Annotated in this window: 24 protein-coding genes and 1 riboswitch; of the genes, 10 read left to right on the top strand and 14 right to left on the bottom strand. The window is 64.9% G+C overall.

Annotated elements, in window-relative coordinates:
• Nucleotide 1: 1 nt before the first annotated feature.
• Genes cobD through cobO form a run of 5 tightly spaced genes read right to left on the bottom strand, consistent with a single transcriptional unit; the run spans nt 2 to nt 4,525 of the window.
• Entirely contained in the window at nt 2–1,003 is a 1,002-nt protein-coding gene (cobD, locus tag FAS41_RS26270; protein ID WP_138526288.1) for a threonine-phosphate decarboxylase CobD, read from the bottom strand.
• The gene (gene cbiB / locus FAS41_RS26265; RefSeq protein ID WP_138526287.1) at nt 1,003–1,932 is read right to left on the bottom strand and encodes an adenosylcobinamide-phosphate synthase CbiB; all 930 of its coding nucleotides are present in this window, start codon (nt 1,930–1,932) and stop codon (nt 1,003–1,005) included. The genes cobD and cbiB overlap by 1 nt, the downstream gene beginning before the upstream one ends.
• Nucleotides 1,929–2,579, bottom strand: coding sequence for a 5,6-dimethylbenzimidazole synthase (bluB, locus tag FAS41_RS26260; protein WP_138526286.1), 651 nt, complete (start codon nt 2,577–2,579; stop codon nt 1,929–1,931). Before bluB ends, cbiB begins: the two co-directional genes overlap by 4 nt.
• A gap of 13 nt (nt 2,580–2,592) precedes the next feature.
• The gene (locus tag FAS41_RS26255) at nt 2,593–3,885 is read right to left on the bottom strand and encodes a cobyrinic acid a,c-diamide synthase CobB (protein WP_138526285.1); all 1,293 of its coding nucleotides are present in this window, start codon (nt 3,883–3,885) and stop codon (nt 2,593–2,595) included.
• Between the two features lie 28 nt (nt 3,886–3,913).
• Entirely contained in the window at nt 3,914–4,525 is a 612-nt protein-coding gene (gene cobO / locus FAS41_RS26250) for a cob(I)yrinic acid a,c-diamide adenosyltransferase (protein ID WP_138526284.1), read from the bottom strand.
• A gap of 270 nt (nt 4,526–4,795) precedes the next feature.
• Nucleotides 4,796–5,021, bottom strand: a riboswitch (cobalamin riboswitch).
• 130 nt (nt 5,022–5,151) lie between these two features.
• Here cobO and FAS41_RS26245 point away from each other — a divergent pair.
• The 5 genes from FAS41_RS26245 to FAS41_RS26225 all read left to right on the top strand — a co-directional run bounded on the left by FAS41_RS26245 (nt 5,152) and on the right by FAS41_RS26225 (nt 9,352).
• Complete coding sequence (locus FAS41_RS26245) at nt 5,152–6,297, top strand: ABC transporter permease (protein ID WP_138526283.1); 1,146 nt, start codon at nt 5,152–5,154, stop codon at nt 6,295–6,297.
• Nucleotides 6,294–7,079: an ABC transporter ATP-binding protein gene (locus FAS41_RS26240; RefSeq protein WP_138526282.1), complete on the top strand. Its 786-nt coding sequence runs from the start codon at nt 6,294–6,296 to the stop codon at nt 7,077–7,079. The genes FAS41_RS26245 and FAS41_RS26240 overlap by 4 nt, the downstream gene beginning before the upstream one ends.
• A 2-nt stretch (nt 7,080–7,081) precedes the next feature.
• On the top strand, nt 7,082–8,020 hold the full coding sequence (locus tag FAS41_RS26235) for an MlaD family protein (RefSeq protein ID WP_138526281.1): 939 nt from the start codon (nt 7,082–7,084) through the stop codon (nt 8,018–8,020).
• Nucleotides 8,017–8,640: an ABC-type transport auxiliary lipoprotein family protein gene (locus FAS41_RS26230; protein WP_138526280.1), complete on the top strand. Its 624-nt coding sequence runs from the start codon at nt 8,017–8,019 to the stop codon at nt 8,638–8,640. The genes FAS41_RS26235 and FAS41_RS26230 overlap by 4 nt, the downstream gene beginning before the upstream one ends.
• 418 nt (nt 8,641–9,058) lie before the next feature.
• Complete coding sequence (locus FAS41_RS26225; RefSeq protein WP_138526279.1) at nt 9,059–9,352, top strand: LasR-specific antiactivator QslA; 294 nt, start codon at nt 9,059–9,061, stop codon at nt 9,350–9,352.
• A gap of 86 nt (nt 9,353–9,438) precedes the next feature.
• Here the strand turns inward: FAS41_RS26225 and FAS41_RS26220 are convergent, their stop codons facing one another.
• The 3 genes from FAS41_RS26220 to FAS41_RS26210 form a co-directional block, all read right to left on the bottom strand.
• The gene (locus FAS41_RS26220; RefSeq protein ID WP_138526278.1) at nt 9,439–9,690 is read right to left on the bottom strand and encodes a hypothetical protein; all 252 of its coding nucleotides are present in this window, start codon (nt 9,688–9,690) and stop codon (nt 9,439–9,441) included.
• A 198-nt stretch (nt 9,691–9,888) separates the two neighbouring features.
• Nucleotides 9,889–10,095: a hypothetical protein gene (locus FAS41_RS26215; protein WP_138526277.1), complete on the bottom strand. Its 207-nt coding sequence runs from the start codon at nt 10,093–10,095 to the stop codon at nt 9,889–9,891.
• A 117-nt stretch (nt 10,096–10,212) separates the two neighbouring features.
• Entirely contained in the window at nt 10,213–10,647 is a 435-nt protein-coding gene (locus tag FAS41_RS26210; RefSeq protein WP_246084941.1) for a hypothetical protein, read from the bottom strand.
• A gap of 242 nt (nt 10,648–10,889) precedes the next feature.
• Here FAS41_RS26210 and FAS41_RS26205 point away from each other — a divergent pair, with 242 nt between their 5' ends.
• From FAS41_RS26205 to FAS41_RS26185, 5 genes are all read left to right on the top strand, one after another.
• On the top strand, nt 10,890–11,891 hold the full coding sequence (locus FAS41_RS26205; RefSeq protein ID WP_138526276.1) for a D-cysteine desulfhydrase: 1,002 nt from the start codon (nt 10,890–10,892) through the stop codon (nt 11,889–11,891).
• Nucleotides 11,892–12,010: 119 nt separating this feature from the next.
• The gene (tcyJ, locus tag FAS41_RS26200) at nt 12,011–12,811 is read left to right on the top strand and encodes a cystine ABC transporter substrate-binding protein (protein ID WP_138526275.1); all 801 of its coding nucleotides are present in this window, start codon (nt 12,011–12,013) and stop codon (nt 12,809–12,811) included.
• Nucleotides 12,811–13,482 (top strand): cystine ABC transporter permease, encoded by a 672-nt coding sequence (tcyL, locus tag FAS41_RS26195; RefSeq protein WP_171049556.1) that lies wholly within the window; start codon nt 12,811–12,813, stop codon nt 13,480–13,482. Before tcyJ ends, tcyL begins: the two co-directional genes overlap by 1 nt.
• Nucleotides 13,479–14,246, top strand: a complete 768-nt coding sequence (gene tcyN / locus FAS41_RS26190) for an L-cystine ABC transporter ATP-binding protein TcyN (RefSeq protein WP_138526274.1) — start codon at nt 13,479–13,481, stop codon at nt 14,244–14,246. The genes tcyL and tcyN overlap by 4 nt, the downstream gene beginning before the upstream one ends.
• Before the next feature lie 126 nt (nt 14,247–14,372).
• Entirely contained in the window at nt 14,373–15,071 is a 699-nt protein-coding gene (locus FAS41_RS26185; RefSeq protein WP_138526273.1) for a pirin family protein, read from the top strand.
• A 63-nt stretch (nt 15,072–15,134) separates the two neighbouring features.
• On the opposite strand, the gene FAS41_RS26180 is transcribed toward FAS41_RS26185, so the two are convergent.
• The 6 genes from FAS41_RS26180 to ttcA all read right to left on the bottom strand — a co-directional run bounded on the left by FAS41_RS26180 (nt 15,135) and on the right by ttcA (nt 19,431).
• Nucleotides 15,135–15,797 carry an O-methyltransferase gene (locus tag FAS41_RS26180; RefSeq protein WP_138526272.1) on the bottom strand — a complete coding sequence of 221 codons (663 nt, stop codon included), beginning with the start codon at nt 15,795–15,797 and terminating at the stop codon, nt 15,135–15,137.
• Between the two features lie 15 nt (nt 15,798–15,812).
• Entirely contained in the window at nt 15,813–16,343 is a 531-nt protein-coding gene (locus tag FAS41_RS26175; protein ID WP_138526271.1) for a C40 family peptidase, read from the bottom strand.
• A gap of 80 nt (nt 16,344–16,423) precedes the next feature.
• Complete coding sequence (locus FAS41_RS26170) at nt 16,424–17,050, bottom strand: C40 family peptidase (RefSeq protein WP_138526270.1); 627 nt, start codon at nt 17,048–17,050, stop codon at nt 16,424–16,426.
• Between the two features lie 69 nt (nt 17,051–17,119).
• Complete coding sequence (locus FAS41_RS26165) at nt 17,120–17,884, bottom strand: NAD-dependent deacylase (protein ID WP_138526269.1); 765 nt, start codon at nt 17,882–17,884, stop codon at nt 17,120–17,122.
• A 28-nt stretch (nt 17,885–17,912) separates the two neighbouring features.
• Entirely contained in the window at nt 17,913–18,584 is a 672-nt protein-coding gene (locus FAS41_RS26160) for a DNA-3-methyladenine glycosylase I (RefSeq protein WP_138526268.1), read from the bottom strand.
• A 19-nt stretch (nt 18,585–18,603) separates the two neighbouring features.
• On the bottom strand, nt 18,604–19,431 hold the full coding sequence (ttcA, locus tag FAS41_RS26155) for a tRNA 2-thiocytidine(32) synthetase TtcA (protein ID WP_138526267.1): 828 nt from the start codon (nt 19,429–19,431) through the stop codon (nt 18,604–18,606).
• Nucleotides 19,432–19,735 lie beyond the last annotated feature (304 nt).

Genomic DNA, 19,735 nt, shown 5'->3' with positions numbered 1-19,735 from the left:
CTCACCGCAGGCTCTCCATCTGGTTGAAGGTGCGCAGGCCATGCTCCAGGCGCTCCCAGCCCTTCTCGTCCGGCGGCAGGCCGAAGCGCAGGCTGCCGGGTGTCTCGAACAGGCGCACGAGGATGCCCTGGCGCGCCAGGTGATCGCGCAGTGCGTGGGCGCGCATGGAAACTACCCACTGGAACAACGCCGTGCCGCCCTGCGGGGCGAAGCCGTGCTCGCCCAGCATCCCGGCCAGATGCCGGCTCGCCTCGTGAAGATCGCGACGCCGCTGAATCTGCTCCTGGAACTCCCCCAGCACGGTCTGCGCGACCCAGCGCGTCGGGCCATTCACCGCCCAGGGGCCGAGCAGTTTCGCCAGGCTTTCCAGCAGGCGAGGCTCGGCGAAGGCGAAGCCCAATCGCGCACCGGCAAGGCCGAAGAACTTGCCGAAGGAGCGCAGCACGATCAGCCCCGGGCGGCTCGCACAGCTGGGCGCCAGGCTGTGCTCGGGCGTGCAGTCCATGAAGGCTTCGTCCACCACCAGCCAGCCGCCGCGCTCCTGCAGGCGCGCATGCCACTCCAGCAGCACGCCGGCCTCGATGCGCTTACCCGTGGGGTTGTTCGGGTTGACCACCACCAGCACGTCGAAGCGCTCCAGGTGATGGGGGACTTCCTGGTCGCTGACCTCGCGCAGGATGTGCCCCGCAGCACGCCAGGATTCGGCGTGCTCGGCATAGCAAGGCGAGATCACGCCGACCTTGCCCGGCCGGCGCAAACGCGGCAGCAACTGGATCGCCGCCTGGCTGCCGGGCAGCGCCAGCAGCTTCTCGGCGCCGTAGTAGCGGCGCGCGGCGGCCTCCAGGCCGTCACTGTCTTCGGGCAGACGCATCCAGGACGCTGCCGGCACGCTGGGCAGCGCCCAGGGCCAAGGCGAAATGCCGGTGGACAGGTCCAGCCATTCGGCGAGCGGAATGCCGTACTGCTGCGCCGCTTTGCGCAACCGGCCGCCATGTTCGAGCATCAGAGCACTCCCAGAATGAGGATGACGACCAGCCAGAGCAGCACGCCCTGGCGCACCAGGGCCAGCGCGCGCCAGATGTCGGTGGCGGTCGGTGCCGGGCCTTCGCCCAGTTGCGGGCGTTCGTGGATTTCACCGTGGTAGCGGGCGGAGCCACCGAGCGACACGCCCAGCGCTCCCGCGCCGGTTGCCATCACGGGGCCGGCGTTGGGGCTGTCCCACTGCGGCGCCTGTGTCCGCCAGCAACGCAAGGCCAGCCGGGTATGGCCGAGCAACGCGTAGGTGAAGGCCACCAAGCGCGCCGGAATATAGTTGAGTACGTCGTCGATCTTCGCCGCCGCCCAGCCGAAGCGTTCGAAGCGCGCGTTGCGGTAGCCCCACATGGCGTCGAGGGTGTTGCTCAGGCGATAGAGCACCACGCCCGGTGCGCCGGCCACGGCGAACCAGAACAGCGCGGCGTACACCGCATCGCTGCCGTTCTCCAGCACCGATTCGGTGGCAGCGCGGGCCACGGCGGTGTCATCCAGTTCGGCGGTTTCGCGGCTGACCATGTAGCCCACCCGCAACCGGGCTTCGTTGAGGTCACCGACGCGCAGGGCCAGCGCCACCGGCTCGGCGTGCTCGCCCAGGCTGCGCAGGCCCAGCGCGGCGTACAGCGCGAGCGCCTGTACAACCCAGCCGGCATAGGGCAGCAGACTGAGCAGCAGCGCGATCAGCGTCAGCGGGATTACTGCGATGATCCAGGCGGTGACGCCGTGGCTGCGCCAGCCGAGGCCGGGGGTGTCCTTGCCGGCATCGGCGCGGGAACGGTTGAAGCGCCGCTCCAGCCGATCCGCCAGACGCCCGAAAGCGACCAGCGGGTGCCAGCGTTTCGGCTCGCCCAGCAGGGCATCCAGCGCTACGCCGAGGACGCTCAGCAGGGCCAGGCTCATGGCTGTTCTCCCCAGTGGTTCTCATACAGCAGCTCGCTGAGCGCGCGCGGTTGACGCCAACCTTCGAGGGCCAGCATCGGCGCGGGATAGAACTCGCTGACCGGACCCAGGCAGATCACCGCAACCGCCTCGGCTCCGTCCGGCAATCCAAGCAATTCGCCCAGCGCCAGCGGATCGAACAACGACACCCAGCCCATCCCTAGTCCTTCGGCACGGGAAGCCAGCCAGAGATTCTGGATAGCGCAGGACAATGAGGCCAGGTCCATGTTCGGCAGCGTACGACGACCGAAGACGTGCGCCTCGCGGCCATCCATCAGCGCGGCCACCAGCACTTCGGCGCAGTCGAGCACACCCTCGACCTTCAGCCGCATGAACTCGTCGGAACGCTCGCCCAGCGCCTCGGCGGTGCGCACGCGCTCTTCCTCCACCAGCGCATGGATCGATTCACGCAGCTCCCGCGAGGTGACGCGGATGAACCGCCACGGCTGCATCAGGCCGACGCTGGGCGCCTGGTGAGCCGCCTCGAGCAAGCGCGCGAGCAGGTCGGGCGCCACCTCGCCGCCGCTGAAGTGGCGCATGTCACGGCGCTCGGCGATGGCGCGGTAGAGCGCGGCGCGCTCTTCTGGACTGTAAGCGTGCTCGGTCATGGTCTGACGCTCTTCATGGTCTGAGCAGGGCTGCTGCGGCGTCCGGGTCGGACGGCAGGTAGAAGTGAATGTAGGAGGCGGTGAGCCGGCCGCGGCGGAACACCGCTTCGGCCACCGGCTTGTCGTTGGGGCAGATGCCACGGGCGAGCGGCTCCTCGCTACTGTCCAGTAACGAGTGGTGGAAGGTGTGCCCTCGCAGCGTACCCTCGGGCAACGTCACGGCTTGCAGCGCCAATGCAGCGAGGCGCTTCTGCATGCGCGCCTCGCCCGGCAGCAGGCCAAGCAGTGGCGCGCGCTCTCCGGCCACATCGGTCAGCGCGTCGAGCAGATAGAGCATGCCGCCGCACTCCGCGAGGATCGGCTTGGCCATCTCGTGATGCGCGTGGATGGCCAGGGCCATGGCGCGGTTCTCCGCCAGCGCCTGCAGGTGCAGTTCCGGGTAGCCGCCGGGCAGGTAGAGGCTGTCCACCTCCGGCAGCGCCACGTCACGCAGCGGCGAGAAGAACAGCAGCTCGGCGCCCAGCTCGCTCAGCAGGTCGAGGTTGGCCTGATAGAGGAAGGCAAAAGCACTGTCCCGCGCCACGCCGATGCGCACGCCATCGAGACGGGAAGCACGGTTTCGCAACTCGGGCGCGGCGAAGCTCACGGGCAGCGGAAGCTCGGTGCTGGCGCTGGCCGCCAGGGCATCGGCGGCGGCATCCAGGCGGGCGTCTAGGTCCGCCAGCTCGTCGGCCTGCACCAACCCGAGGTGGCGGCTCGGCAGCTCTACTTCGGTATCGCGAGGCAGCGCGCCGTACCAGCGAATCCACTCCGGCAGGCTGTCGCGCACCAGGTCGCGGTGGCGCTGGCTGCCGATGCGGTTGGCGAGCACGCCGGAGAACGGCAGGTCGCTCTGATAGGTGGCCATGCCGACGGCCATGGCGCCGAAGGTCTGCGCCATGGACTGGCCGTTGATCACCGCCATCACCGGCACATTAAAGCGCCGCGCCAGATCGGCCGCCGAGGGCGAGCCGTCGAACAGGCCCATCACGCCCTCGATGAGGATCAGGTCGGCCTCGCCGGCCGCCTCCCAGAGCAGGCGGCGACTCTCCTCCTCGCCGACCATCCACAGGTCCAGCTGGTAGACCGGCGCGTCACTGGCACGGGCGAGGATCATCGGATCGAGGAAATCCGGGCCGCACTTGAACACCCGCACCTTGCGCCCGAGGCGCGTGTGCAGGCGCGCCAGGGCGGCGGTCACGGTGGTCTTGCCCTGCCCGGAGGCGGGTGCGGCGATCAGCAGTGCGGGGCATTGGCGCGAGGTCATCGAGCGCGCTCCGCCACAATGAACTGCATCAGAACTCCACCCCTTTCTGCGCCTTGATACCGGCCTTGAAGGCGTGTTTCACCAGGCCCATCTCGGTGACGGTGTCGGCCGCCTCGGTCATCGCCGGCTGCACGCCGCGGCCGGTAGCGACCACATGCTGCATCGGCGGACGTGCGGCGATGTCGGCCAACACGGTGTCCAGTTCCAGGTAGCCGTGCTTGAGGGCGATGTTCACTTCGTCCAGCACCACCAGGCCGACCTGCGGGTCGCTCAGCAGTTGCCGCGCCACGTCCCAGGCCGCCTGTGCCTTGGCGATGTCGCGCTGGCGGTCCTGGGTTTCCCAGGTAAAGCCTTCGCCCATGACGTGGAAGCTGACTTCTTCGGGGAAGCGGCGGAAAAACGCTTCCTCGCCCGTGGTCGCGGCGCCCTTGATGAACTGCACGACGCCCACCTTCATGCCATGGCCCAGCGCGCGGGCAACCATGCCAAACGCCGAGCTGCTCTTGCCCTTGCCGTTGCCGCTGTTGACCAGGAACACACCGCGCTCCCCCTGGGCCTGGGCGATCTTCTCGTCAATCACTGCCTTCTTGCGCTGCATGCGCGAGCGGTGGCGGTCGTCCTTTTCCGGGGATTCAGTCATGGGAAGTGGCTCCTGAAAGCGATTGCACAGGCGTCAGGCTGCCGGCCGGGTGGCAGCGAACGGGGGATGGAACAGGCAGGGATGTACCGCTGGCGCGCGCAGGCGCCATGCAGAAGAGATCGCCCAGCACGAAGGCTGTCGACCTGGGGAATAGGGATTTCACCTGAAGGATTCTCCGCCGCTCTCACCCGCGCGGCACTGACCAGTCGGGGCAGGCGGAGGACGGCAACGCGCGGCGCGCAGCGCCGACGTCGGCAGCGCCTCCCGCGATGCCATGCGATGCAGCAGGCCGGTCTCCGGGCTCGCGAGTGGAAGCGCCTGGCGTTTCCGAAGGAACCGCGCCTTCCCATGCCAATGGCACAGTGGCGGATTGCGGTTCAAAGCTCGCTTACCGTTGCGGGGGCAGCGCCGGAATGGTCGATTGAATATCGAAGTCACCGGCTTCCCTGTTTCACTCGCGGCTTGCGCCGAGAGCACCTGAAGCAGGCGCGCAGCTTAGTGGCTGGCGGGCTGGGGCGTCAATTGAACAGGATGTCGCCGGGGCCCGCCTTCAGAACCACAAAGGCTCTAAAATGGGTCACACAAGTCAAGTGGTCAGGCCGCGTAACTTCGCTAGAATGCGACTCATGACGACGACTGCCCTACCCGGCCAGCTCCAGCTCGACGCCACCGCCAATCCACCGCTGATGCGCATCAGTGGTGATTGGACGCTTGCGCATTTCTCCACGCTCGAAGCTCAGGTGGCCGCACAGCGCACTGCCGAGTCCCCGGGCGCGCTGGACTTCGCCGGCCTCGGCGCATTGGATACCGCCGGTGCCGCCCTGCTCGCCGAGATCATCGGCAGCGCACGCATGAGCCAACTCGATCAGATCGCCCGCAACCTGCCCGCCGAACGCCAGGCGCTGCTGCGCACTGTCGGCAGCGCGATCACCCAGTGCCGGCTCGACGAAAAGGCCCCGCCGCCCGGCAATGCGCTGGTCGATGTGCTGGAGCGGATCGGCATTGCCTCCGTCACCTTCAAGGACCACCTGATCGGTGTATTGGGCTTCATCGGCCTGACTCTGCAGACCCTGCTGCGCAACCTGCTGCGTCCGCGCCGCTGGCGGCTGACCTCGCTGGCCGCGCACATGGAGGAAACCGGCCTGGACGCCGTGCCCATCGTCGCCCTGCTCACCTTCATGGTCGGTGCAGTGGTGGCCTTCCTCGGCGCCACGGTGTTGCAGAAATTCGGCGCGGCGATCTACACCGTCGACCTGGTGGGCTTCTCCTTCCTGCGCGAGTTCGGCGTACTGCTCACCGCCATCCTGATTGCCGGCCGCACCGCCAGCGCCTTCACCGCGCAGATCGGTTCGATGAAGGCCAACCAGGAAATCGACGCGATCCAGGCCCTGGGCCTGGACCCGGTGGAGCTGCTGGTGCTGCCGCGGGTGCTGGCGCTGCTGCTGACCCTGCCGATGCTGACGTTCCTGGCGATGATTTCCGGCATCTTCGGCGGTGGCGTGGTCTGCGCCCTGAGCCTGGACATCTCGCCGCGCATGTTCCTCTACATGCTGCAGAACGACATCGCCGTGCAGCACTTCCTGGTGGGCATCGTCAAAGCCCCGGTATTCGCCTTCATCATCGCCGTGATCGGCTGCCTGGAAGGCTTCCGCGTCAGCGGCAGCGCGCAGTCGGTGGGCGAGCACACGACCTCCAGCGTGGTCCAGTCGATCTTCGTGGTGATCCTGCTGGATGCCATGTTCGCGCTGTTCTTCATGGAGATGGGCTGGTGAGCGAACCGATCATCGTCGTCCGCGACCTGGCCAACCGCTTCGGCACCCACGCCGTGCACGAGCACCTCGACCTCGACGTGATGAAGGGCGAGATCCTCGGCGTAGTGGGTGGTTCGGGCACCGGCAAGTCGGTGCTGCTGCGCAGCATCATCGGCCTGCGCCAGCCCAGCGAAGGCAGCGTGCATGTCTTCGGGCAGAACCTGCCTGCCTTGCCGCCGCTGGAGCGTTCGAAACTGGAAAGGCGCTTCGGCGTGCTGTTCCAGAACGGCGCGCTGTTCTCCTCGCTGACCGTGAGCGAGAACATCTGCCTGCCGCTGATCGAACACGCCAAACTGTCGCGCAGCGACGCCGAGTTCATGGCCAAGGTGAAGATTTCCCTCGCCGGCCTGCCACCGGATGCGGGCGCCAAGTACCCCTCGGAGCTGTCCGGCGGCATGGTCAAGCGCGCCGCGTTGGCCCGCGCCCTGGCGCTGGACCCGGACATCCTGTTCCTTGACGAACCCACCGCCGGCCTAGATCCCATCGGTGCCGCGGCCTTCGACCAACTCATCCTGACCCTGCGCGACGCCTTCGGCCTCACCGTGTTCCTGGTGACCCACGACCTGGACACCCTCTACACCATCTGCGACCGCGTCGCCGTGCTCTCGCAGAAGCGGGTGCTGGTGGTCGGTCCGCTGGACCAGGTCGCCGAGAACCCGGACGCCTGGGTCCAGGACTACTTCCATGGCCCCCGTGGCCGTGCCGCGCAGCAGGCCACCGAGCACCTGCGGGAGGAAAACTGACAATGGAAACCCGTGCCCATCACGTGCTGATCGGCCTGTTCACCCTGGTGGTGTCGATCGGCGCACTGCTCTTCGCGCTGTGGCTGGCGCAATCGAGCAACGACCAGAAGTACAAGGTCTACGACGTGATCTTCAACGAGGCGGTGACCGGCCTGTCCGAAGGCGGCACCGTGCAGTACAGCGGCATCCGCGTCGGCGATGTGGTCTCCCTGCGCCTGGACCCGAACGACCCGCGCAAGGTCCGCGCACGCATCCGCGTCTACGACAGCACGCCGATCCGCGAAGACACGCGCGCCAAGCTGGCTCTCACCGGTGTCACCGGCCAGGCCATCATCCAGCTCTCCAGCGCCGCCCAGGACAGCCCGCCGCTGGCCAGCAAGGACGGCGAGGTGCCGGTGATCAAGACCATCCCTTCACCCTTCGCCAAGCTGCTGGCCAACGGCGAGGACATCGCCACCAATATCAACAACCTGATCAACAACGTGAACCGCATGTTCTCCCAGGAGAACGTCGACCGCATCAGCCGCACCCTGGACCACATCGACCAGGCCACCGGCGTGGTCGCCGAACAGCGCGACGACATCCGTCGCACCTTCAAGGAACTGGCCGCCGCGAGCGAACAGGCGCGTATCACCCTGGCCAATGCCAGCGAGCTGCTCGACCGCGCCAACCAGACACTGGGCGGAAAAGGCCAGGTCATCATGGACGACGCGCAGAAGACCCTCGCCTCCCTGCGCAGCAGCAGCGAGCGCGTGGATCAACTGCTGAACAGCAACTACGACTCGGTGAACGGCGGCCTCAACGGCCTGGGTGAGATCGGCCCGGCGATCCGCGAACTGCGCTCCACCCTGGAAGACCTGCGCGGCGTCACCCGCCGCCTGCAGGAGAACCCCACCGGCTACCTGCTCGGCCGCGAACGCAACAAGGAGTTCCAGCCATGACCGCCCTTCCCCGCCTGCTCGGCGTCGCCGCCCTGGTCAGTCTGCTGGGCGCCTGCTCGATCCTCCCGGAAGCGGAGAGCCCGGACTTCTACCTGCTGCCCGCCGTCCAACAGCCCGCGCGCAGCAATACCGCGGTGAACTGGTCGTTGCGCGTCAGCGCCCCCACCGCCGGCCTGGCGCTGGACAGCAATCGCATCGCCGTGGTCCCACAGGGCAACCAGCTGAGCAGCTACCAGGGCGCACGCTGGAGCAACCGTGCACCTGGCTTGCTGCGTGACCGCCTACTCGATGCCTTCACCGCCAACGGCAGCGTCCGCGCCCTGAGCAGCGACGAAGCCAGCCTGCAGGCCGACCTCGACCTGACCGGCGAACTGCGCGCCTTCCAGAGCGAGTACCAGAACGGCAAACCGGTGATCCACATCCGCTACGACGCCCGCCTGGTGCGCACCCTCGGCCAACGCATCGTCGCCTCGCGCAGCTTCGAGGTCCGCCAGCCGGTGGACGGCAAACAGGTGCCCGAAGTGGTCAGCGCCTTCGGCAAGGCGGCCGACCAGCTTTCCGCGCAAGTGGTGGAGTGGACGTTGCAGCAGGGGCAGCGGCAGAAGCTCACACCACAGTAAGCACAAGGCCGGCGATTGCCGGCCTTTGTCATTGCGGCAGAGCACCCTGCTGAAGCACTTCGCCCTTCATATCTGTAGGACGCAGCCGATACCTCCCTGGCGCGAGCACCTGTTCTTGCCGGCTTGGTAGGCAGCCCCTATGCTGCGCCCGTCACGGCAAAATCCGTGGCCGGGTTTGACAGCCCGTCGAAACGGCGCGATTGCGCCAGCAGGTGCATGCGAAAAGCGGCGAACGCTTTTCGTAGGCCTTGTCACGACTGTGATTTCTGATCGCAGGGTTTATGGCAGATCGCGCGGGGAGACCTCCCCGTGAGGTCTGCCGGTTCCGTTTCCCGGTCTGTCAACCCCGCGTGGTCTGCCTCCATTGTTTGACAGCAATGGCGGCAGCTCCTGACCTCAACGAAACGGAGTAACGCAAATGTCTTCAGACAACAACACCCTCGATCCCGAATCAGCCCAGTTCCATACCCTGCCGGGCCGCGATCACCCCCTCAGATTCGAAACCCCGCCGGGCTGGCCGGAGGAATCTCACCTCGTCATGAGCTATGGCGCGCTGGTCGCCCGCGAATGGCTGTTCGCCCCGGGCGGGGAAACGCTCTGGAGCAACTTCGCCAAGGGCCGCACGCTGCAGCGTTCCATGCTGGACCGCATGGCCTATGAGATTGGTTTCCTCACCCAACTGGAACGACGGTTCGAACGACTGCCGCAATAACGACGAAGCGGCTTGGGAGTATCCCAAGCCGCCTCTTCCAGGCAGGCGGGTTCAGCGGTGGGAGCAGGCTTGCTCGCGAACCACGCTCAGCGACAGTGGTAGGGGCTTTCGCCCTCCAGCTCTTGGTCCGTCTCCACGTCCCTGATGGTAACGATGGCCTTCGGGTAGACCGAGCAGAGTGAGTTGCGCACGGTGTAGATGCCGCTGCCGCTGGCGAGGAACTTGCCATTGCTCAGGGCCTTGCCGGACTCGTCATGGGCGCTGACTTCGTAGTTGCCGGTCATGGTGATGCAGCCGGCAAGCGCCAGCAGGGAAAGGACGGGTACGAGGACTTTCATGGATTCTCCTTGGACGCGAGGCGCCCCTCTGCCTGGGCACAGGGTGGCGCGGGTGTCGATCCGTGACGGGTTCGCGAGAGCGGGAATGGCCAGCCAGCATGGCAAGGCCGATGCGGATACGACCCGTGCCGGTCACCGCAGTTCAGCCAACGCCCCCGCAAGAGCGCCAGCTGACAGTATTTCGGACGAGAGGCTGCCTCAGCGCTTGCCCATGGAGCGACGCGAACCACGCGGGTGCGGCGGGCGGTACTCGGCCTGGTCGTGGGGCTTGCGATGCTGGTAGGCGGTTTTCGCCTGCTGCTGCGCAGCAAGGGCTGCCTTGGCCAGCTCGGCCAGGGAGAGTTTGGGTTGTTCCTGCGCGTTGTCGGCGCTGTCGTCGCGGGGCGGCTGCTGAGAGGACGTCATGGTTAGACCGGTTCTGAAAGGTTTGAAACGGTGCACATGATAGCCGAAGTCGCACTCTTCCGGCTGCCCGCCCGCACGAGCGGCACGGGCAGGGCCGTCAACCCGGAGGCAAAGCCATCAGCTCGGCGGGAACAGAGTGTCCGGGCGGGTCACGTACTCGGTCGCTTCGGCTTCGGTCATCACCCAGATCTGGCTGATCCGACTGTCCAGGCCCATCTTGATGCCGACGAACTTGCCGGCGATCTTCGGCAGCATGCCGTAGACCATGAAGCGGTTGGTCTCGTCGCGGATGCGGATGGACACCGACAGCGGGTAGCTGATGGTCTTTTCATACAGGCCGATGGTGATGACCTGGCGCAACAGGCTCGGCTTCGGTCGCTTGAGGGTGATCACCGGGTACACCGCGCTATCGACGAAGCCCACCATCATCCCCGAGGGAATCACCCGGTCAGCCAGCGCCGGGCTGCTCAGCCCCAGCATCAAGGCCACCGCGCCGAGTAGCTGAAGCATCCAGCGTTGCAGCGAAGCGCGTGAAGGTACTGCTGAAGTCATCGGATTTCCCGCCCTGGTTTTCCTGATTTCGTTATCGCCCGGTTAAAGTTTCCGGATCTGAGCGTGGAGCGTAGCGGTTCGCCGCTCCGCTGTCCGCACATTGATTCACAGCCTCTGGAGTTTCCAGCGGTGATCACGCGACATTCCCGTGCAGGTCAGCGTCAAGCGGCCGCCCGCCACATTGCGGCGGGATTTCACGCGCTCTATCGTGATGCATTCCGCCGTCACACCGAGAACCTGCCATGAGCTCCCTGCGTGAAGCCCTCGCCCGCTTTCCCCGCCTCGACCTGGCCGGCGGCCCGACTCCGCTGGACAAGCTGGACCGACTCTCCGCGCACCTGGGCCGCGAGCTGTACGTAAAGCGCGACGACACTACACCGTTCGCCCTGGGCGGCAACAAGGTGCGCAAGCTGGAGTTCCTCGCCGCCGATGCCCTGAAGGCCGGCGCCGACACGCTGGTCACCGCCGGCGCGATCCAGTCCAACCATGTGCGCCAGACCGCCGCCGTCGCTGCGAAGCTTGGCCTGCGCTGCGTGGCGCTGCTGGAAAACCCCATCGGCACCGATGACCGCAATTACCTGAGCAATGGCAACCGCCTGCTGCTGGACCTGTTCGGCACCGAGGTAGAACTCGTCCCCAATCTCGATACCGCCGACGAGCTGCTGGCGCAGACTGGCGAACGCCTGCGCCGTGAGGGCCGCAAGCCCTACATTGTGCCGATCGGCGGCTCCAACGCGCTCGGCGCCCTGGGTTACGTGCGCGCCGGATTGGAGCTGGCGGAGCAGATTCACAGCAGCGGCCAGGCGTTCTCCGCCGTGGTGCTCGCCTCCGGCAGCGCTGGCACCCATGCGGGCCTGGCGATCGCGCTGGCCGACGCCTTGCCGGAGCTGGACGTCATCGGGGTAACCGTTTCACGGATCGATGCGGCACAACGACCAAAAGTCGAAGGGCTGGTCGCGCGCACGCTGGAACTGCTTGGCCAAGACTCGTCGGCCCGGCCGAAAGTACAACTGTGGGACGAGTATTTCGGCCCGCGCTACGGCGAAGCGAATGCCGGCACGCTCGAGGCAGTGCGCCTGCTGGCCAGCCAGGAAGGCCTGCTGCTGGACCCGGTGTACACCGGCAAGGCGATGGCTGGACTGCTCGACGGTATTCGTCGTGATCGCTTCTCAAAACCCGGGCCTATCCTGTTCCTGCACACCGGCGGTTCGCCGGCGCTGTTCGCCTATCATTCGGCCACTTGAGTCACATATCCATCAGGACTAGGTATGTAATTTTTTATTATTTTATTGCATAACGATTCCGGCCCTATAGTCGCCACGCGTTGACTAACCTGCTTAAAACACCAAAAACGGGGACCACCATGACCTTCTCCGCACTGCGACGTCATTTCCTGCTTGCCAGCCTGACCCTCACCCTGGGTGCCAGCCTCTTCAGCCAGGCCCAGGCCGCGGACGACCTGCTCGCCCAGATCAAGTCCAAGGGCGAAGTCCGCGTCGGTCTCGAGGGCACCTACCCGCCCTTCAGTTTCCAGGACGAGAACGGCAAGCTGGCCGGTTTCGAAGTGGACTTCTCCAACCTGATCGCCAAGGAGCTGGGCGTCACCGCCAAGCTGCAACCGACCAAGTGGGACGGCATCCTCGCCGCACTGGAATCCAAGCGCCTGGACCTGGTGATCAACCAGGTGACCATTTCCGAGGAGCGCAAGAAGAAGTACGACTTCTCTGACGCCTACACCGTCTCCGGCATCCAGGCACTGGTACGCAAGGGTGACGAAGGCAAGTACGACGCGCCGGAGAAACTCGCCGGGGTGAAAGTCGGCGTGGGGCTGGGCACCAACTACGAACAGTGGTTGCGCGAACACGTACCGCAGGCAGACGTGCGTACCTATGAAGACGACCCGACCAAGTTCCAGGACCTGCGCAGCGGCCGCATCGACGTGATCCTGGTGGACCGCCTGGCCGCCTTCGACATGGTCAACAAGACCAAGGGCGCCATGGCGCTGACCGGCGCGCCCTTCGCCCGCCAGGAAGCCGGTATTGCCCTGCGCAAGGGTAACCCCGAACTGCTCGCGGCGCTGAACAAGGCCATCGAGAAGTTCCGCGCCGACGGCACGCTGAAAAAACTCTCGGAGAAATGGTTCCAGGCTGACGTCACCCAATGATCGAAGAAAGCCTGCAGCTTGCACTGGATTCCGCGCCCTTCCTGTTGAAGGGCGCGGTCTTCACGGTAGTCCTCAGCGTAGGCGGCATGTTCTTCGGACTGCTACTCGGCTTCGTTCTGGCGCTGATGCGCCTGTACGGCTTCACTCCTGTGCGCTGGATCGCGCGCATCTACGTGTCGTTCTTCCGCGGCACGCCATTGCTGGTCCAGCTCTTCATGATCTATTACGGCCTGCCCCAGGCCGGCATTGAACTCGACCCGTTGCCGGCGGCGCTGATCGGCTTCTCGCTGAACATGGCCGCCTATGTCTGCGAAATCCTCCGCGCCGCCATCGGCTCCATCGACAAGGGCCAGTGGGAAGCCGCCGCCAGCATCGGCATGACCCGCGCCGAGACCCTACGCCGGGTGATCCTGCCGCAGGCCGCGCGTACCGCCCTGCCACCGCTGGGCAACAGCTTCATTTCTCTGGTCAAGGACACCGCCCTGGCCGCCACCATCCAGGTCCCGGAACTGTTCCGCCAGGCCCAGCTGATCACCGCGCGTACCTTCGAGGTCTTCACCATGTACCTGGCTGCCGCGCTGATCTACTGGATCCTCGCGAGCATCCTGTCGCACCTGCAGAATCGCCTGGAAGACCGGGTCAACCGTCATGACCAGGAGCACGACGCATGATCGAAGTACGCCAGCTGACCAAGCAGTTCCGCGGCCAGGAGGTGCTCAAGGGCATCGACCTGACCGTGCAGCCCGGCGAAGTGGTCGCGATCATCGGCCCCAGCGGCTCGGGCAAGACTACCCTGCTGCGCTGCCTGAACCTGCTGGAAGTGCCCAATGGCGGGACCATCCAGGTTGGCGACATCCTCATCGACGCCTCACGGCCGCTCAGCGGACAGCAGGGACTGATCCGCAAGCTGCGCCAGCACGTGGGCTTCGTCTTCCAGAACTTCAACCTGTTCCCCCACCGCACTGCACTGGAGAACGTGGTGGAGGGCCCGATCATCGTGAAGAAGGAGCCGCGCGCCCAGGCCATCGAGCGCGCCCGCCAGTTGCTGGCGAAGGTGGGGCTGGCCGGCAAGGAGGACTCTTATCCCAAGCGCCTCTCCGGCGGTCAGCAACAGCGCGTCGCCATCGCCCGCGCCCTGGCCATGCAGCCGGACGTGATCCTCTTCGATGAACCCACCTCGGCGCTGGACCCGGAACTGGTCGGTGAGGTCCTGGCGACCATCCGCGGCCTGGCCCAGGAAAAGCGCACCATGGTCATCGTCACCCACGAGATGAGCTTCGCCCGCGACGTTGCGAACCGGGCGATATTCATCGACAAGGGTGTGATCGTCGAGCAGGGCGACGCCAAGGCGCTGTTCGCTCACCCGAAGGAAGAGCGCACCCGCCAGTTCCTCAGCAAGTTCCTCGATCAGGGCGAAAAGCGCGCCACCGAATAGAATCGAATTAATCGATTAATATCTGCCGATATTTGCGCTTTTTCATCGATCAAATGCGAGAGAAGATAGTCCCATGAACCGCGCGGACTGGCCCATCGGCCAGCCGCGCCCCACGAGGACTATGTCATGATCGAACGCAGACCCTTCCAGCAACTCGGCGGCGCCAACCACGGCTGGCTCAACGCCAAGCACCACTTCTCCTTCGCCGAGTACTACGACGCCGAGCGCATGGACTGGGGCAACCTCCGCGTCTGGAACGATGACGAAATCGCTGCCGGCACCGGCTTCCCGCCGCACCCGCACCGCGAGATGGAAATCATCACCTACGTCCGCCAGGGTGCGATCACCCACCAGGACAGCCTGGGCAACAAAGGCCGTACCGAAGCGGGCGACGTACAGGTGATGAGCGCGGGCTCGGGCATCGTGCACTCCGAGTACAACCTGGAGAAGGATGTCACCAAGATCTTCCAGATCTGGATCATCCCGTCGGTACGCGGCGGCACGCCATCCTGGGGCGCCAAACCCTTCCCGAAGGGCGACCGCGCCGGGCGCTTCGTAACCCTGGCCAGCGGCCATGAGAACGACGCCGACGCCTTGCGCATTCGCGCCGACGGTCGCCTGGTCGCCGCCACCCTGAAGGCCGGCCAGACCGCGGAGTACGAACTGGGCAACGGTCGCCGCGCCTACCTCGTGCCGGCAACCGGCAAGGTCGAGGTCAACGGTGTCGAACTGCTGGCTCGCGACGGTGCTGCCATCGCCGACGAGGCGGTGGTAAAGGTCACGGCGCTCGAAGACAGCGAAGTGATTCTGGTCGATGTCGCCTGAGTCAGGCCGCAGCAACGAAAAAGGCACGCCGATTGGCGTGCCTTTTTTCTTCCAGCCCTGGAGTCAGCGCTTGCGGCAAAGACTCATGCCATCACCAATCGGCACCAGCGAGTAATCCACTCGCTCGTCCGTCTTCAAGGCCAGATTGAGCTGCTGGATCGCCCGCGTGTCCGCACTTTCCGGGTTCGCCTCCAGCACCCGCCCGCTCCACAACACGTTGTCGAAGACCACCAGGCCGCCCTCGCGCAGTAAGGTCAGGGCATGCTCCAGGTAAATGGAATAATTGGCCTTGTCGGCATCGATGAAGACCAGGTCGAAACTGCCTTGCTGATCACCGGCTACCAGGGCTTGCAGCGTGGACAGGGCCGGCCCGAGGCGCAGCTCGATGCGAGAATCGACGCCGGCGTCATGCCAGTAGCCTCGAGCGATGTCGTTGTACTCGCCGGGAAGATCGCAACAAAGGATATGGCCGCCCTCTGGCAGTGCCTCAGCCATGCACAAGGCGCTGTAGCCCGTGAAGGTACCGATTTCGAGGATGCGTTTGGCGCCGGTCAGCCTGACCAGCAAGGCGAGGAACTGGCCCTGCTCCGGGGCAACCTGCCAGCGGGACATGGGCAGGTTGGCAGTCTCGCTGCGCAAGCGCGCCTTGACGGGAGAATCGCGCAGGGAAACGTCGAGAAGGTACTGGTAGAGCGAGTCGTCCAGATTCAGCGTGCGGGTGGTCATGGGCCGTCCTGAGAATCAGGGATGGAGGGCGAGACTCTGCACGGCGAGGACACGCTTGGCTTCCAGGAAGGCTTTCTGCCAATAGGCACTGTCGAGGCTGTCCAGGCGTACGGTCCCGCCCGTTCTGGGCGCATGAACGAAACGCCCTTCCCCGACATAGATACCCGCATGGCTGACACCACGTCCACCATTGGTGGCGAAGAAGATGAGGTCGCCGCTCTGCAACGACTCGCGGCCAACGGTGGGCGCGCGCATGGAAATCATCTCGCGGGTGGACCGCGGCAGCATCAGGCCGGTGGCATCGCGGTAGACGTAGCCGATCAGGCCGCTGCAATCGAATCCGCCATCAGGCGTGTTGCCACCCCAGCGATAGGGCGTCCCCACCAGGCCAATAGCACGGATCAGGATATCGTCAGCAGCTTGGGTGTTGTAGACGGGAGCGGCGGGCGCGTTCACCACGGGAGGGGGCGACGGCGGAGTGCGACTGGCGCAGGCGGCCAGCGAGGCGAGAGCAACGAGCAGAATGATGCGCTGAGGAACGAGCATGTGATGGCATCCCGTCAAGGAGTGCCATCACTTTGTACCAACAGCGACTTGAGCGCAATACTTAAAGTAAAACTTTAAGTTTAGCGGATCGCTGTCTTCGGCTCGTAGCCCGGTTCGAGCACACGCTTGGCTTCCATGTAGCTCAAGCGCCAGTAGCTCTCATCCAGGCTGTCCACCCGCACACCACCGCCACGGCGGCTGGCGGAGTGGATGAACTGTCCGTCACCGATGTAGATGCCGGCATGGCTGACCCGACCGCGACCACGGTTGTTGAAGAAGATCAGGTCGCCCGGTTGCAGGTCCGCTTTGGAGACCAGCGGGACGTCCATATTGATCATCTCACGCGTGGAGCGCGGCAGGCTGATGCCTGCTTCTTCGCGGAACAGATAGCCCACGAAGCCGCTGCAATCGAAGCCGGTCCGCTCCGATTTTCCACCAAAGCGGTACGGAGTACCGATCAGCGAGAACGCGCGGTCCAGAATGTCGGATACATGGGCAGTCGAACTGCCGTTATCGTTTTTGGCCCCCTCGTCCTGCGACTCATTCATCAGCGCTATGTTGTGCTGATTTACCTGGAACGCTGCTCGAGTGGCAGGCACTGAAGCGACCTGGTTCGGCTGCGATTCCGGCGAATGGCTGGCGCAAGCTGCCAGCAGCAGAACGAAACTCATGGGCACGAGGGGTGCTAAGCGTTTAAGCATGGGCACGACCGTGTCTCATTAGCTCCATTTATTAGCGGGCTAATTTGCCCGCTCAATGGGGGCAATGCAAGTTTTTTATCGCGGAATGTGACCCAGCAGGCGCGGCATAATGTCTAAGGCTCGACCCACCATTCTTTCTTCGACCACAGAACTGAGGTCGGTCAGCCCAGGATTCACCTCGGCGGTGAAGCCTCCTGCGTCCCGCGTACGCAGCACCGGCTCGATGATGTAGGGGAAGCTCGCAGTGGTCCCCACCAGCAGAACAACGTCGAACCCTTTGCGCAATTGCGCATACAGCGTATCGATCGCCTCCTCCGGCAACATCTCCTCGAACAGCACCACTGGCGGGCGCAGCACGCCTGCGCAGCGCGCGCATTTCGGCGGCAATGGGCCATCCAGGTGCCCGGCCAGCTCCGGGCTTTCCAGCCCGCACGACTGGCAATACAGCGGAGCCAGCTCGCCATGGATCTCGATCAACCGCTCCGACGGCGAACCGGCGCGACGGTGGAAGCCATCAATGTTCTGCGTCAGCACCCAGCACTCCGGCTTGAGCCTTTGCAGCTCCGCGATGGCGCCGTGACCGGCATTGGGTTGCGCACTCAGGCAGGCCTTGCCCAGCTCGGCCAGGTATTTCCAGCACAGCGCCGGGTCCTTCTGCAGCATCGGACCGGAGATCGCCACCTCGATAGGTATTCCTTCCGCTGTGCGTCCGTTATAAAGACCACCCAGGCCACGATAGGTCGGCATGCCCGAATCGGCGGAGAGCCCAGCGCCGGTGATCACCAGGATGCGTTCAGCGTGAGCCAGTGCTGCACCGGTGCGTTCGATGGCCGAATCCATGCGCCCTCCTCCGCGGCCGGGCCGCGCGTCAGTGGTTGACCGTGTACGACAGCATCATCGAGATATGGCACAACGGACGGCCGCTTTGCTCCTGCCAGGTGTTGAACGCTGCCTGAACCAGCGCGAGGTCCTTCAGGCTGGTTGGCGTCTTGTCGACGATTTCCTGGGCCTTGAGCGCAGCCACCACGTCATCGCTGAGAACGAAGGTGTCCTTGCCGGCCATGCGCAGGAATCGCGGCGCTGACATGCCGCCCAACTGATTGCCCCGCTTGGCCAGCAGCTTCCACAGGCCGACGATGTCGCTGGACGGCCAGTCAGCCAGGAGCTTGCCGAAGCTGCCGTACTCGCGGGCTACGTCCAGCACGAACTGGGCGTTGCGCGGCACACTCTTGAGCTTGCCCAGGTGCCGAATCAGCCGGGTGTCCTGCATCAGGTTTTCCAGGCGCTCGCCGCCCATCAGCACGACTTTCTCCGGGTCGAAGCCGAAGAAGACTTCCTCGAAGGCCGGCCACTTGGCGTCTACCAGGCTGTGCTTTAGCCCAGCTCGGAAGATGCGCAGGCTGATCAGCGAGAGGTAGCGATCATCGCCGACCGCTACCAATTGGGCCGGCGACTTGGCCTGCGGCAGACGGGCCTCCAGCGCTTGGACCGAGCCAAAGCGGTTCAGACAGTATTCGTACAGCCACTGGTAATCGCGCATCGGGCGTCCTTGCGAGGTCTTACAGGTTCATCACGTCGAGGAAGCGCGGGGTGGCGGTCTCGTCGATGCGCAGGCTGTTGAAGTCGAACAGGTTGCGGTCGGCCAGTTGCGACGGCACCACATTCTGCAGGGCGCGGAACATGATCTCGGTGCGGCCCGGCGACTTGCGTTCCCAGTCCAGCAGCATTTCCTTGACTACCTGGCGCTGCAGGTTTTCCTGCGAACCACACAAGTTGCACGGGATGATCGGGAATTCCTTGAGCACCGAGTAGGCCTCGATGTCCTTCTCATTGCAGTACGCCAGCGGGCGGATCACCACGTTGCGGCCGTCGTCGGACAGCAGCTTGGGCGGCATGGCCTTGAGGGTGCCGCCGTAGAACATATTAAGGAAGAAGGTTTCCAGGATGTCGTCGCGGTGGTGCCCCAGCGCCATCTTGGTCGCACCGATCTCATCGGCGTAGGTATAGAGGGTGCCACGGCGCAGGCGCGAGCACAGCGAGCAGGTGGTCTTGCCCTCCGGGATCTTCTCCTTCACCACCGAGTAGGTGTCCTTCTCGATGATGTGGTACTGCACGCCGATGGACTCCAGGTACGCCGGCAGCACGTGCTCGGGGAAGCCGGGCTGCTTCTGATCCATGTTCACCGCGACGATCTCGAACTGGATCGGCGCTACCTTCTGCAGGTACAGCAGGACGTCCAGCAGGGTGTAGCTGTCCTTGCCGCCGGACAGGCAGACCATCACTTTGTCGCCGTCCTCGATCATGTTGAAGTCGGTGACCGCCTCGCCAACCTGGCGGCGCAGGCGTTTCTGCAGTTTGTTCTGGTTGACCGAAAGGGTGCTGGCCATGGTGCTCTGGAATCCGAAGGGCAAGTCGAAAAGCCGGTCATTTTACGCGCAAATCGTCAGGCCCGAACACAGGCCCATTAAACCACTGATCCAAAAGGACATTTTTTCGAATCCAAATGCAAGTGTCGAAAAACTGTCGAAAGCGGAGCGAACCAAGCAGAAAGCGACCTGCAGCGATGGCTAAGAGCCTTTTCTTTACCTAGTAGTGCGAGAGCAGGACGCCAGCTCAGGGCGTCAGCCCATGAAGCAAGAGGTTCAGCAGCGCTTCGCTTATCTGTCTCCGTCTGTCACCATTACTGAAACC

It is taken from the genome of Pseudomonas nicosulfuronedens (assembly GCF_005877905.1).
GTDB classification, from domain to species: Bacteria; Pseudomonadota; Gammaproteobacteria; order Pseudomonadales; family Pseudomonadaceae; genus Pseudomonas; species Pseudomonas nicosulfuronedens.
This window is presented reverse-complemented; position numbering and strand designations above follow the sequence as displayed.

What these genes read in the sequence shown, in the direction of transcription:
- cobD (WP_138526288.1), bottom strand. Translation starts at nt 1,003, where the DNA reads ATGCTCGAACATGGCGGCCGGTTGCGCAAAGCGGCGCAGCAGTACGGC.
- cbiB (WP_138526287.1), bottom strand. Translation starts at nt 1,932, where the DNA reads ATGAGCCTGGCCCTGCTGAGCGTCCTCGGCGTAGCGCTGGATGCCCTG.
- bluB (WP_138526286.1), bottom strand. Translation starts at nt 2,579, where the DNA reads ATGACCGAGCACGCTTACAGTCCAGAAGAGCGCGCCGCGCTCTACCGC.
- FAS41_RS26255 (WP_138526285.1), bottom strand. Translation starts at nt 3,885, where the DNA reads ATGACCTCGCGCCAATGCCCCGCACTGCTGATCGCCGCACCCGCCTCC.
- cobO (WP_138526284.1), bottom strand. Translation starts at nt 4,525, where the DNA reads ATGACTGAATCCCCGGAAAAGGACGACCGCCACCGCTCGCGCATGCAG.
- FAS41_RS26245 (WP_138526283.1), top strand. Translation starts at nt 5,152, where the DNA reads ATGACGACGACTGCCCTACCCGGCCAGCTCCAGCTCGACGCCACCGCC.
- FAS41_RS26235 (WP_138526281.1), top strand. Translation starts at nt 7,082, where the DNA reads ATGGAAACCCGTGCCCATCACGTGCTGATCGGCCTGTTCACCCTGGTG.
- FAS41_RS26230 (WP_138526280.1), top strand. Translation starts at nt 8,017, where the DNA reads ATGACCGCCCTTCCCCGCCTGCTCGGCGTCGCCGCCCTGGTCAGTCTG.
- FAS41_RS26225 (WP_138526279.1), top strand. Translation starts at nt 9,059, where the DNA reads ATGTCTTCAGACAACAACACCCTCGATCCCGAATCAGCCCAGTTCCAT.
- FAS41_RS26220 (WP_138526278.1), bottom strand. Translation starts at nt 9,690, where the DNA reads ATGAAAGTCCTCGTACCCGTCCTTTCCCTGCTGGCGCTTGCCGGCTGC.
- FAS41_RS26215 (WP_138526277.1), bottom strand. Translation starts at nt 10,095, where the DNA reads ATGACGTCCTCTCAGCAGCCGCCCCGCGACGACAGCGCCGACAACGCG.
- FAS41_RS26210 (WP_246084941.1), bottom strand. Translation starts at nt 10,647, where the DNA reads ATGACTTCAGCAGTACCTTCACGCGCTTCGCTGCAACGCTGGATGCTT.
- FAS41_RS26205 (WP_138526276.1), top strand. Translation starts at nt 10,890, where the DNA reads ATGAGCTCCCTGCGTGAAGCCCTCGCCCGCTTTCCCCGCCTCGACCTG.
- tcyJ (WP_138526275.1), top strand. Translation starts at nt 12,011, where the DNA reads ATGACCTTCTCCGCACTGCGACGTCATTTCCTGCTTGCCAGCCTGACC.
- tcyN (WP_138526274.1), top strand. Translation starts at nt 13,479, where the DNA reads ATGATCGAAGTACGCCAGCTGACCAAGCAGTTCCGCGGCCAGGAGGTG.
- FAS41_RS26185 (WP_138526273.1), top strand. Translation starts at nt 14,373, where the DNA reads ATGATCGAACGCAGACCCTTCCAGCAACTCGGCGGCGCCAACCACGGC.
- FAS41_RS26180 (WP_138526272.1), bottom strand. Translation starts at nt 15,797, where the DNA reads ATGACCACCCGCACGCTGAATCTGGACGACTCGCTCTACCAGTACCTT.
- FAS41_RS26175 (WP_138526271.1), bottom strand. Translation starts at nt 16,343, where the DNA reads ATGCTCGTTCCTCAGCGCATCATTCTGCTCGTTGCTCTCGCCTCGCTG.
- FAS41_RS26165 (WP_138526269.1), bottom strand. Translation starts at nt 17,884, where the DNA reads ATGGATTCGGCCATCGAACGCACCGGTGCAGCACTGGCTCACGCTGAA.
- FAS41_RS26160 (WP_138526268.1), bottom strand. Translation starts at nt 18,584, where the DNA reads ATGCGCGATTACCAGTGGCTGTACGAATACTGTCTGAACCGCTTTGGC.
- ttcA (WP_138526267.1), bottom strand. Translation starts at nt 19,431, where the DNA reads ATGGCCAGCACCCTTTCGGTCAACCAGAACAAACTGCAGAAACGCCTG.